The sequence below is a fragment of the Ruegeria sp. HKCCD7296 genome (assembly GCF_013110775.1).
GTDB lineage: Bacteria > Pseudomonadota > Alphaproteobacteria > Rhodobacterales > Rhodobacteraceae > Ruegeria.
In genome coordinates this window covers 73,046-85,168 of the sequence record NZ_WVRF01000014.1, presented here as the reverse complement: position 1 = coordinate 85,168, position 12,123 = coordinate 73,046, and the positions used below count along the sequence as shown (strand labels likewise).

The 12,123-nt window shown below is 58.5% G+C and carries 13 protein-coding genes; all 13 read right to left on the bottom strand.

Annotation, left to right across the window (positions count from 1 at the left end):
• Nucleotides 1–3: 3 nt before the first annotated feature.
• Nucleotides 4–342: a hypothetical protein gene (locus GS632_RS17105; RefSeq protein WP_253284504.1), complete on the bottom strand. Its 339-nt coding sequence runs from the start codon at nt 340–342 to the stop codon at nt 4–6.
• Between the two features lie 214 nt (nt 343–556).
• A complete protein-coding gene (locus GS632_RS17100) occupies nt 557–820 on the bottom strand; it encodes a hypothetical protein (RefSeq protein WP_171177174.1) in 264 nt (87 codons plus the stop codon).
• A complete protein-coding gene (locus tag GS632_RS17095; RefSeq protein ID WP_171177173.1) occupies nt 777–2,300 on the bottom strand; it encodes a nitrite reductase in 1,524 nt (507 codons plus the stop codon). The genes GS632_RS17100 and GS632_RS17095 overlap by 44 nt, the downstream gene beginning before the upstream one ends.
• 73 nt (nt 2,301–2,373) lie before the next feature.
• Nucleotides 2,374–3,591, bottom strand: coding sequence for a heme d1 biosynthesis radical SAM protein NirJ (gene nirJ, locus GS632_RS17090; protein ID WP_171177171.1), 1,218 nt, complete (start codon nt 3,589–3,591; stop codon nt 2,374–2,376).
• Between the two features lie 3 nt (nt 3,592–3,594).
• On the bottom strand, nt 3,595–4,077 hold the full coding sequence (locus GS632_RS17085) for an AsnC family transcriptional regulator (protein ID WP_171177169.1): 483 nt from the start codon (nt 4,075–4,077) through the stop codon (nt 3,595–3,597).
• Complete coding sequence (locus tag GS632_RS17080) at nt 4,074–4,523, bottom strand: Lrp/AsnC family transcriptional regulator (protein WP_171177167.1); 450 nt, start codon at nt 4,521–4,523, stop codon at nt 4,074–4,076. The genes GS632_RS17085 and GS632_RS17080 overlap by 4 nt, the downstream gene beginning before the upstream one ends.
• On the bottom strand, nt 4,520–5,509 hold the full coding sequence (locus GS632_RS17075) for an AsnC family transcriptional regulator (RefSeq protein WP_171722227.1): 990 nt from the start codon (nt 5,507–5,509) through the stop codon (nt 4,520–4,522). The genes GS632_RS17080 and GS632_RS17075 overlap by 4 nt, the downstream gene beginning before the upstream one ends.
• Before the next feature lie 3 nt (nt 5,510–5,512).
• Nucleotides 5,513–6,658: a cytochrome D1 domain-containing protein gene (locus tag GS632_RS17070; protein WP_171621084.1), complete on the bottom strand. Its 1,146-nt coding sequence runs from the start codon at nt 6,656–6,658 to the stop codon at nt 5,513–5,515.
• Complete coding sequence (locus GS632_RS17065; protein ID WP_245223280.1) at nt 6,655–7,035, bottom strand: cytochrome c; 381 nt, start codon at nt 7,033–7,035, stop codon at nt 6,655–6,657. The genes GS632_RS17070 and GS632_RS17065 overlap by 4 nt, the downstream gene beginning before the upstream one ends.
• Entirely contained in the window at nt 7,028–7,789 is a 762-nt protein-coding gene (gene cobA / locus GS632_RS17060) for a uroporphyrinogen-III C-methyltransferase (protein WP_171177160.1), read from the bottom strand. The genes GS632_RS17065 and cobA overlap by 8 nt, the downstream gene beginning before the upstream one ends.
• 188 nt (nt 7,790–7,977) lie before the next feature.
• Nucleotides 7,978–8,379, bottom strand: coding sequence for a plastocyanin/azurin family copper-binding protein (locus GS632_RS17055; protein ID WP_171177158.1), 402 nt, complete (start codon nt 8,377–8,379; stop codon nt 7,978–7,980).
• A 54-nt stretch (nt 8,380–8,433) separates the two neighbouring features.
• Nucleotides 8,434–10,218 (bottom strand): NapC/NirT family cytochrome c, encoded by a 1,785-nt coding sequence (locus GS632_RS17050; RefSeq protein WP_171177157.1) that lies wholly within the window; start codon nt 10,216–10,218, stop codon nt 8,434–8,436.
• 123 nt (nt 10,219–10,341) lie between these two features.
• Nucleotides 10,342–12,018 (bottom strand): cytochrome D1 domain-containing protein, encoded by a 1,677-nt coding sequence (locus GS632_RS17045; RefSeq protein WP_171177154.1) that lies wholly within the window; start codon nt 12,016–12,018, stop codon nt 10,342–10,344.
• Nucleotides 12,019–12,123: the final 105 nt, after the last annotated feature.

Genomic DNA, 12,123 nt, shown 5'->3' with positions numbered 1-12,123 from the left:
GACTTACGACCACGGCGCACCTCCGAATATTTGGGTGGACGCCATGGACGCGCGCAGGGCGCGTTCAGATTCTTCTTGGGTCGTAAACGGGGGCCCTCGGGTTTCGGGCCACAGTCGTTTCGAGTTATGGTAATTACACGGATCACCAATCCCAGGGAGTACAATTTGCTGGGCGCGGTCCGCGACCAGCAGCGGAGTGTCTGGCACAGGTCCGGCTGTTGTTACCGCGCATAGCGCACAGTCGGCGCATTTCGGGCAGGGCGCGGTTGGATCGGTGTTTTCCTCTTCAAGGTCCACCTCAACCCAAACCGCGCCTGCCTCCGAGCAGATCTGTACCCACATGCTTTGTCCGGGACTCGCCAGCACAGGACCAAGCATTTGCAACAACAGAAGAAGGGCGCCCGCCACTCCACAGACCGCACGCAAGACGCGGTCAGGGAGGATGTGGAGAAAGTGATAGGCGGACATGGAGAATCCAACTCGGAAGTCTTTCCTGAACCGTATGGGATTCCTGCTTGCCGATACTTGACTTTGGTTAGGCAGACGGACTCTTTGCTCAGCCGTCTGCTTCGTCCATCAAACCGCGTACCCAGCGGCCTGCCAGCCATGTCGCTGGAATGCCCAAAGGGACGGACCACAGAAGTGCGGGAACTGGTTCAATCGCTCCGAACCCGATGCCGTGTGAGATTAAACCCAACAAAAACAGGTTGATAGCCACGGTCAGAGCCGTGGCGGGATAGAGCAGAATGGCAAGTTTCCAAACCGGCCATTTGCCGTCAGTGGCTGGTGCCTTCCGAGAAGGTGATTTTGTTCCAGACATTGTACTTTCCAGACGGTTTGCGCATCGGCAGGCGACGGACTTCTTCCAGCGTCTGCGCGTCATAGACGATCACTGCGCCATCATCTTCCCAGATCGAAACCAGCGCGTGGCTACCATCTTTGGTGAACTCCACGTGAGCCACGGTTTTGCCTGGCGCGGGGCGCAGAGTTTTCACGATTTCAAGGCTCTGCTTGTCGATCACGTGCATCGCGTCCTTGTTCGGGCCAAAAAACACATCGGCCCAGACATAAGGCGAGTTTTCATGACTGCGCATGAAGAACCCGGGTCCCTCTGTCTTGATCCGTTTGACGGTTTCCCAGCTTTCCATATCGATCACGGAAACTGTGCCGTCGGTCAGGTGCGGCGTTGCCATCACGGTCGTATCACCATGCTTCCATGTAATCCCAGAACCAAGATGCGGCATCCCCGGTAGATCCAGATCGGCGACCTTGTGCCCGATCACCAGATCAATCACCTGACCGCCTTTGCCACCACGGGACGCCCCCATGACAAACTCATAGCTCTGATCGAAAAAGAAATCGTCCAGATAGTCTGGCGTGGTGATCTTGCGCACGGGGAAAGGATTAGGATTCTTGAACTGGCCTTCAATGCGGAAATCATGCCCGATTCCGAATTGCGGCGGATTGGCACCATAGAACACCTCCCAAATTTCGGGCACGTCCTTCAGGGCCAAAACAAAGCTCTCCCGCGGTGGAGCCTGATAGACGGCAGACACCCTGCTGGGCACGCCTTTCTTGCTTTTGACTTCAATGACAGTGGCAACCGAGAGGTCCGCGGTCGACAGCAGGGACAGGCTGTTGGGCAAGTAATTTGCAACGGCCACCCATTTTCCGTCGCCTGACATGGCGATGTTGCGACTGTTGAGGCCCGCGCGAACGCGTCCAACCTGCTTCAACGCCCAGATGTCGTATTTCTGAACCCAGCCATCGCGGGACATGATGAAAACGTATCGGCCATCTGGGCTGAATTTTGGCCCGCCATGAACGGCAAAAGGGGTCTCGAACCGGTCCAGCACTTCAAACGTGTCGCCATCCAGAACGCTGACGTGATGATCACCGGTCTCCACCGCCAGCGTGATGTTCATCGGGTCACTATCCCACACGGGTGCTTCGACCGGGGTGTAATCCTCGTCCAGAATACGGCTGGCCATGATGTCAGCTTCACCCCATTCCGGGTCGCTCTCGAGCGGAGATTTTAGCCACCCCGCCAGTTCTTCGATCTGCAAAGCGTCGAGCTCATGTGAAAACGCAGGCATCTGTGTCGCGGTGCGGCCCTCGGCGATCACCGCTGCAACCCGCGGTCCCCGCATTCGCTTTAACGTCTCGGGGATCAAAGCTGGCCCAACGCCGCCTAAGCGGTTCTCGCCATGGCATGACGCGCAGTGCTCAGCGTAATCCGCTGGCGCGTCGGCCCATGCCGAACCAGCCGTCAGAACGGAACACAACAGTCCGATCTTCATCTTTTTCCAAATACTCCCGCCGGAGGCTCCCGCAGGCTCCAAAGGTGGCACGATTTGCCGGAACAGGGAGGGGTTATCCAAAGAACTGATGCGCCGGATCATGGCTTTTCCCCCGGAACGGCGTGACCTGCAGGCGCTCTCCTGTGTCATCCACGCCGATTTCTTCGTTAGACAGGTAACAGGCCGGATCTTCGGCCCAGGGATCGCCTGTCAGTTGCAAGGCGCGAATACGCGTGTTGCCACCGCAGACGTCCTTCAGCTCACACGCACCGCAGCGACCTTTCAGTGGGCGAGGACGGGTCCGTAACATGGCCAGCATCGGGTCATCGCTGGTCCAAAGCTCGGAAAACGGTTTGGTTTTCACGTTGCCGACCGTGTAATCGGACCAATAGGTGTCCGGATGAACCCGACCCAGATTGTCGATATTGGCGACTCCCAACCCGCTGGAGTTTCCACCCCATGCGGCCAGATGCGTACGCACATGCGCGGCCTTTTCGGCATCAAAGTGCGCACGGATCCAGTTCAGGAAATACCCTGCATCGGCGTCATTGTTGCCCGTCACGATATCCAACGGTCGCCCGCCTGACGCGGCTTCCCACGCGCGCTCCAACAGCAGGTCCAATCCCTTGCGAGTAAGTTGATGTGCGGCGTCTTCGCCTCGGTTCTTGTCGCCCCGCCCGGCATAGACGAGGTGAGACAAGTAGAACTTGTCGACCCCTTCTTCATCACAGAGCTTCAGCAAGTCAGGCAAGTGATGCTGCGTGCCTTCGGTCAGGCAGAACCGAAGGCCGACCTTGATGCCACGTTTCTTGCATTCACGCACACCGCGCAAGGCGTCAGCAAAAGCGCCTTCGACGCCACGAAACCAGTCATTCGTTGCTCCAATTCCGTCCAGAGAGATGCCCACATAGTTGAACCCCACATCGGCAATCATATCGGCGGTTTCCTCGTAAATCCGCGTGCCGTTGGTCGACAAAGCCAGCATAGGCACCAGATTGCGGGCACGTTTGGCGATGTCGAAGAAATCGAACCGGTCAAGCGGCTCCCCACCCGAGAGGATCAAGGCCGGGACGCGAAACTGGCCAAGATCCTCAAGGGTTACCATGGCTTGCTCATGGCTGAGCTCACCGGGGAACGCCACATCTGCTGAGACGGTATAGCAATGGCGGCACTTCAGGTTGCAGCGTCGCGTCAGGTTCCAGATCACCACCGGCTTCACTGGGCCCGGGCGGCGTTTGCGCACCGGGGTCGGGTTGACCAGTTGGTGCATGTACTCTGTCAGGCGGAACATGTCTCAGCCTTTCTTTTTCAGGCGCAGCCCGGTCTTTTTCAAGATGCGCGTGGAATAAAGGATATCCTTGGCCCGGCAGGCGTCGCCCAGAATTGCGGCGATCTCGGCGCGCTTTTGTTCAACCTCATCGCAGTTGGTGCCATGCACCATGGCAAACAGGTTGTAAGGCCAGTCGGGCAGGGCGCGGGGCCGTTCATAACAATGGGTCACAAAGGGCAGCGCACCGATCTGTGCACCCAGCTTGGTGATGCAGGCATCGTCCACATCCCAAACCGTCATGCCGTTCGAGGTCATGCCCAGTTTGTAGTGATTGGGTGCCGCAGCAATGCGACGGATCACACCCCGTGCTTTCAGGGCTGTCAGCCGTTCAAGCAGATCGGTTTCCTGTAGCTCAAGATCCTTGGCAACCTGCGCATACGGGGTCGGCGACAAGGGTAAGCCCCCTTGCAACGCCTCGATAATCTGTCTGTCGGTTGCATCGATCATGCTGCCACCCGGAAGCCAATGAAAAATTCCTGGAGTTTGGGGAAACGGAGAACATCGATCCCCGTTTCCCGTTCGATGGCATCGGCGGCGGCCTCGATCCCCGCAGGTGTTTCGGTGGCCAGCACGAACCACATGTTCAGCCGGTGCGTACGTTCATAATTATGGGCGACCTCCGGGTGTGCATTGACTTTCGTCAGGACGGTTTCGAAATTTTCAGCCGGAACAGCCATGGCGCAAAGGCAGAAGGCCCCGCCCATAGCAGCAGCGTCGAAAAACGGACCAAAGCGTGTGATGACACGGTCTTCCTTCAGCCGTGTCAGACGCTCCAGCAGCTCGGTTTCGGACAGGCCAAGCTCGTCGGCCACTGCCGCATAAGGATGAGAGGTGAGCGGCAGATCGTCCTGCATCCGGTTCAGGATCGCGCGGTCTTTGTCGTCCAGAGTCATGCGGCAACCTCCCGCGCTTGAATCAAGGCTCCGGTCTGCTTGAAACAGCGGGTCGAAAACAAAACTTTGTTCCGCGCGCCGGCCAACTCGGGCAACTCCATCGCGCCAGCCAGCACACCCAGAGCCTCGTTCCGGGTCCGGGCGTGGATCATCGAATAGAGGCGATAGGGCCAGACATCTTCAACCGGATTTCGCTCATAGCACAGCGTGACACCGGGATAGGCGGCCAGCGCCGGACCGGCCGTGTCAATTTGTTCCGCTGGCAAATCCCAAACGACCATCGCGTTGGCGGACCACCCCAGTGCCCGGTGGCGCACGATAACGCCGAGCCGTGAAATGATACCGGCGGAGTGCAAGGCAACGATCCGCGCCATCACATCATTCACGTTCCGGTTCAATGAACGAGCCAGAGCCTCATAGGGCTCTGCGACCAGTGACAGGCCCGAACTGAGTGTCTGCAGCAAGCAACGATCTCCGTCGCGCATGGCCGATGCGTCGACTTTGCGCGCACTAGGGACGTTCTTGGCGCCAGCAGTCATGCGAAACCCAAGGTCCACGTTGAACGGCCGGACAAGACGCAGATCCAGCACCTGCAACCCCGAGGTCCGGCTGATCCGGGCCAGTGTCTCGTTGACATGTTCCCGGTCCGGGCCTGTTGCGACAAACCAAAGGTTCCAGGCATCCTCTCGCTGGTAATTGTGGTTCACCCCAGGTTCGGCATCGATCAGGGCGGCAACTTCTTCCAACCGATTTTCCGGGGCGGACACAGCTGCCAGAGTGCTGGCCGTCACCGCGCCGGGCGTGATGGTTGCGCCAACCCGCGTGATGCGGCCGGTGGTACGCATCCGGGTCAGCCGGTCAAGTACTTCGGTTTCGTCCAATCCCAGCGCGTCTCCCAGCACTTGAAAAGGGCGCTCTGTGATCGGGAAATCGCGCTGAAAGTCGTCCAACAGGCGGCAATCGATTGGGTCGGTGATATGCTGCATCCGTCAAAGCCCCGTTTTGTGCGCGCGGGCCGTGAAGAAGATGCCCGAAGGGCTGTCGGCATCGATTTCGCGCAATTTCTCAAACGTTTGCGTGTCGTAGACCATCACCTTGTTGGCATCGCGCACGCTGATCCAGACTTCATGCCCGCGCGGCGTGAATTCCATATGCAGCACGGCGGGGCCGGGTTTGAATTCGTGAATGATCTCCTTGCTGACGCTATCGATCACTTGAATGGTATCGTTCAACGGGTGGGCGAAATTCACCCAGACTTGCCGTCCATCAGGGCGGGCCATGGCAAAGACCGGCTGGCCGTGTGTCTTGGTACGCCCGGTTTCCGACAAAGTGTCGGCATCGACCCAGAGCACCTCGTGATGACCCACTGCAGGCAGCACGAATTCGCGCCCGGTCAGCGCCCAGCCTTCCAGATGAGGCATCTTGTAGACGGGCATTTCCTCTTGCCCGCGCCCATAGTCAGGCAGCACACGGATGGGTTCCAGGGTGTCGGCCCACAGATCAAGCGCGGTCAGGCCGTCTTCGCCAAACAGGCCGGTGATATAGGTGCGGCCATTGGCGGTGATCAGCGCGTCATAGGGGTTCTTGCCCATGTCAGGTATCTTGGTGATCGCGGGCTCGCCTTTGGCGAAATCGGCAATCCATGTCTCGCCCGTGTCCCACATGGTGAAGACAAACCGACGTCCTGGCGCGTCCACAAGACCGATGGTTTTGCTGTCGGTGGGTATGTCCGCAACCATTTCCAACGTGTCAGCATCAAACACCCGCACACCACCGGGTTCGTAGTTCGACACGGCAACAAGTGTTCCGTCGTCCGAGATGGCACCGCCAATGGCGTTGCCCGCTTGAACAACGCGGTTCACGATCTGGCGGGTGACGATGTCAACCTTGGTCAGCCCGCCGTCACGGCCAAAGACATAGGCAAAGCGTTCATCGGGCGAATAGACCAGCGAGGCATGGGACAAATCGCCCAAGCCTTCGATACGGGCCAGAGCTGCACGGTCGGATTGATCGACCAAAAGGACCGATCCCTTGGCGCGTTCGATCACAAGACCAAGATCGCCGGTCGCTGTGGGTTCGGCATGTGCGGTGGTCAACATCAATGAGGCTGCAAGGCCGAGTATGAGATGTTTCATTGTGCCTCCTGTTCCAGCAGGTAGCGGGCAATCCATTCGGCCTCTTCTTCGCTGATCAGGGGCCGCCAGGGGGGCATCGCGGTGTCTGGGATGCCGTCAAGGATGACGCCGGTCAGGACGTCCGCATCATAATGTTTCAACGTCTCGCTGCGCAGATCGGGGCCGAGACCGCCTTTAAGCGACAAACCGTGGCAAGAGCCGCAGTCCTGGTGGACAAGGCGTTTCAGGGCGTTGGGGTCGAGGGTGTCAGCGGCGAAGGCGGATGTCGCAATGAGAACAGCCGTTGTCAGCAACACCGAAGGCACCGAGTGCCGCCGCGCGACAGGGCGCTGTACGCCACAGCTTATCGCACCTGTTCTGCACCCCAGCTTAGCCATTGGCTTGCTCCAAAAGCTCGGCCACAGGCCGTTCTGCGTAAAGCGACACAACCTTGCCAATTATGAAGAGCGTGGGTGCTTTCAACCCGGCCTCGCGCACGTCGGTAGCCAATTGGTCCAGCCGAGATACCATGCGGCTTTCATCCGGTGTGGTCGCTTTGCCCACAGCCAGAACCGGTGTGGACCCGGGAAGGTTTTCAGTCATCAGGCCCATGGCGATCTGGCCGATATTGGCAACCCCCATGTAAACCACCAGCGTCGAATCCGGATCGGCCAGACGTTTCCAGTCGAGGTCCAGCACCTTGTCAGCTTGACGGTGCCCGGTGACATACTGCACCGAGGTCGCCAGCCCGCGATGGGTCAGCGGAACGCCGGTAGAAGCGGACGCACCCTGTGCCGCCGTAATGCCAGGCGCATATTCGACAGCAACACCGTGGGCCATCAGATAGGCGGCCTCCTCTGAGCCGCGGCCAAAGATCATCGGGTCACCGCCTTTGAGACGGGCAACCGTGTGACCCGCACTGGCCTCTTCGAGCAGAATGTCGTTGATGCGGTCTTGTGGAACCGTATGGCACTTGGGGGCTTTGCCAACCGGGATCAGCCGTGCGCCTTCCGCGTGAAGGTTCAGGATGTCGGCAGACACCAGCCGATCATAGACCACCACATCTGCTTCTTGCAGCATCCGTAGTGCACGTAGGGTCATCAACTCGGGATCGCCAGGGCCTGCGCCAATCAGAAAAACCTTACCGCTCATGTGCAAACTCGCTTGGTCTGAATGTCATCGAAACCCGAATCTGCCTTGCGCAATAGGGACGTCGCTGGGCCTGCCGGGCGTGTCATGAGAGCAAGGTGGCGCAATCGCAAACCAACCTCCTTGACAAAAGTTAAGGAGCGCGGGATTTGCGCCCACGCTCCTGTCTTTTTTGCCTGTATTTTATTGCCTTAGGGTTCGACGGTGATCATTCCGATCATGTTCTGTGTTTCCCAATGCGGGCCGCACAAATATTCCTGCGGGCCGGGTGTGAGAAACGTCAGATCAACCGATTCCTCAGGGAACAAACGGTCGCTTTCCGGTTCGCTGCCATCTTTCAAAAGAACTGAGTGGCTGGTTCGTTTGTCGACATTCACCCAGCGGACAGTTGTGCCTGCCTTCACGGTCAGCTCAAACGGGCAGAAGTTATATTTATACATCAGCACCACTTCGGCGTCCTCAACGGCAGATGAAGGCTGACCAAACAGCTCGACATAACGCTCTTCTGCCTCGGCACACAGCTCGGCGGTCTCACCCGCCCAAGCAGGCGCGGCCAGGAGCAGCAACGCGGGAAGAAGGCGTGGGGGTTTCATCGTCCAAGTCTCCTCTTCTTGGTGGAAGGGGCCGGATCGCCCGGCCCTTTTTCTTTACTGTTTGACCACGTTGATGAACGCGCTGTCGTCGTCCAGTGCCAAGCTGGTATCCAGCGTCACGTGGTGGAACCTGGCGGCTGCAAAGTCATCGTGGATGGCAAACCCAACAGTGTAGGTCTGGCCTGCCTCCAGCGGCACATCTCCTGGCGCGCCCGAATTCAGAGGGCGGGTTAAAACCACGGTCCATATACCAGCGTCCAAGCTGGCCGAGGCCGTGATTTCGCCGTCATTGACCACGCGTTGCTCCAGCAAGTAGCCATTGGTGGCACTGCCGTCTGCATAGACGCGCATCAGGTCAAGATAGGTGCCGTCGGCCAAGTACTGCTCGATCTGATCCGCAGCCTGCAGCTTGTCCCAACCGCCCAGCGCCTTGCCGCGACGGCCTTTGATTTCGACCTCGGTTCGGCTTTCGCTGATGTATTTGGTCACGGTGTCCTGAGTGTTAAGTCGGCCTGCCGCATCCGCATTGGCGGCAATTGCCTCGGCACCGGGATCAAACGGCATGTAAGAGTTATCCGCGTGGCACGATGCCCAACAGCCCACCTGATCGCCCAGCTCGATTCCTGTACCGGTGATCATCATGGCGACTTTGATCTGGTTGTCGGGGTCCATCTTGCCACCATCGACAAACGGGGCAGGGTTGTGACCAGCATCCGGCCACTGCAAGCGGATATACAGGTTCTCGTCGTCATGCGCTGCCTGGACGGTTGCATCGATCACACCGCGCTTGCCAGGGATCGGAGTAGGCTCCAGTTCGCCTCCCGCAACGATCTTGTTGCCGATCGCATCCAGTTCCTTAGCGTGACATGTGGTGCACTGATCGCCACCCTTGGTCAACGGCCGCGCGCCACCGTGGGACCTGCCGTTCTGAACCCATTCAAACGAAGCCTGACCAGGATAGAACAGTTTCATGTCCGCACCTGGAACAGCCGCCCAATCGATGCCTGTCCCGACATCACTGCCTCCACCTGCGGGGGCTGTGGCCTCTTCACCTGCTGCTTTGGCGCGTTCTTCGGCCACGGCGGCATCCATAGCCGCGGCGATCTGGGCCTGAACGGCCTCTTGCTGCGCCACACGTGCGGCTTTTTCAGCTTCGGCTTCGGCTGCCTCCTTGGCTTCGACCCGCTCAAGGCTGGCCAGGTATTCGGCGGGGATTTCGCGAATGAAATCAGGATTCGGAGCTTCAAGTTTTTCGAGATACTCTTCGTCGGCCCGGTCACGTGCGTCGGAATGCGCGATGCCCTTGTGGCAGTCGATGCAGGTTTGACCAGCGGACATCGCGTTTAGGTGCTGCTGCCGGGCGCGGGGTTTTTGAAATTCTGGCATCATCGATTCAAAATCGTGACAGTTTCGGCACTCGCGAGAGTCGGTTGCTTTCATCCGCTCCCATTCATTCATCGCCAAATGCACGCGCTTGGCTTCGAACTTTTCTCGGGTGTTGATGGTGCCGACCATTTTGCCATAGAGCTCTTTCGAGGCCTTTATCTTGCGGATGATCTTGTGGGTCCAGTCCTTGGGCACGTGGCAGTCTGAACATACAGCCCCTACGCCGGATCGGTTCACATCGTGGATCGTACCGGTGTATTCCTCGTAGACGAAATCGCGCATCTCGTGGCACGAGACGCAGAATTCCTTGGTGTTCGTGGCTTCCATGGCGGTGTTGAACCCACCCCAGAAGATGATACCGGCAGCAAAGGCTGCGGCAATGCCGGCCACGGGCATCCCCCATAGGAAATACCGGCGCCAGATCGGTGGTTTTTTATCAGGTTCGGAGGTCATATCCGGGCTCCGTCTTGGCTGTCTTGACTGGCGCGGCGTGTTAGGCCGACGCGTTTAGCTGATGGGGAAAACGAAGAAAGGGCGGGCGAGGGGCCCGCCCTTTCTGTTTCATGTGTAAATCCGTCAGGTGACGTGGTTTGACCGATTGTAGACGTTGAACTTGCCGGTGGGCGCAAACAGACCCTTCACGCGGCCGATTTCTTCCAGCGTCTTGGCGTCAAAGATCACGATCTCACCGTTTGGTTCTTTCGAGGTCGAGCGGTTCCACTTGGAAACCCAGACCTCAGACCCATCCTGGTTGAACTCGAAGTGGACGGCGACGTTGCCTTCCTCTTCAGTGATCTGGATCGTTTTCACGATTTCACCGGTTGCCTTGTCGATGACCTGCACCGATTGCTGGATCTCAGGCTCGGGGTGCTTGGTCTGGTCAGCCCAGATGTAGTCTGATTCCGGGTGTGTCCGAATGAACAGACCGGGTCCGTCGGTTTCGACTTCGTAGCAGACCTTCCAGGCATCATCCGGGCGACCTTCGGGGTCGTTGCTCCAAACGGTCACGGTGCCTTCACCCAGGTGGGTTGTACCGGCAACAGGGCCGCAATTCGGATCATCCCAGTTGGCGCCCGGGCCGGGGTGCGGCAGCGGCGCGGTGTCGATCAGAGCTTCCAGCTTGTGGGTTTCGGTATCGACCACAACCATCTTGTTCGACGCGTTCGCGGCGATCTGAAAGTAACGGCCGGTCGGGTCAAAGAACCCGTCATGCAGGAACTTGGCGCTGTCGATCTTGTCGATCCGCAGGTTTTCCAGATCGGTGTAGTCGACCTGCCACAACTGACCCAGTTCTTTCACGGCAACGATCCAGGTGGGTTCGTTTGGAGTGGTGTAGATCGCAGCCACGCGGGCCTCTTCCACATAGTCCCCATCGACGTTGTAGCCGCGGGTCGAGACAACCTTCTTCGGCTCCATGGTTTCGGCGTCGACAATGGCGAAGTGCGGAGGCCAGTAGGCCCCACCGATCACGTATTTACCGTCGCCCGAAACTGCCACGTCGCGGGCGTCATAGCCAATGGTCACTTCGGCCACCAACATGTTCTCGGGGTTCTGCCACAGGTCGATCTTGGTCATCTTGCCGTCGCGACCCATCGTGTACCAGAAGCGGCCCGGGTTTTCCGGTTCTTCCAGTTTATGGTGTTCGGAGGCTTTCAGAACGTGCACGGCGTAACCCGTCGGGATGTGCGCCAGAACTTCCTTGGTGTCACCGTCGATCACGGCCACCTTGCCCACGTCACGTTCGATGACCACGAAGAAGTTTTCCCAGTTGCGGCCATGTAGTGGCTCGGTCGGGTAGTCTTCGGGTTCAACATAGACCTTGCGTGTCGCCATCATCTGTTCAAGCGACATTTCCGGTGGCTGGGGCGGTTCCATCTGGATGTAGGTTGCCATATCGCGGATTTCTTCTTCGGACATAACGTCCGAAAAGTTGTTCATCCCGCCTTCGGTCCCCCAGGCGATGATCTTTTCAAGCCGTTCCTGACCCAGCTTCAGGGTGCCGGATTCGGTTACGGTACCGTCGGCGTTTTTGGTTTCCACCAATGGCTCAAGGCTTTTACCTGTCGCCCCTTTGCGCAGCACGCCGTGACAGCCGGCGCAGCGTTCAAAGTACAGTTGTTTGGATGATTCAAAGGCTTCCTTGCTGAGAGTTGGCTCTTCGGCGAAGGTTGGAGCAGCGACGCTGCCCAACAACATTGCCAATCCGACCCCCAATGTGCGGCCAGTTTTGTTGTAGCTGATTCCAAGTGACATGATCACTCTCCATTTGCGTGGTGAGGCAGGAGAGAGACTGAGCCATCACGGAGATGTCATCCTTGACCAAAGTCAACGGCAAGAGCGCAAACTGAGACTTCCAGG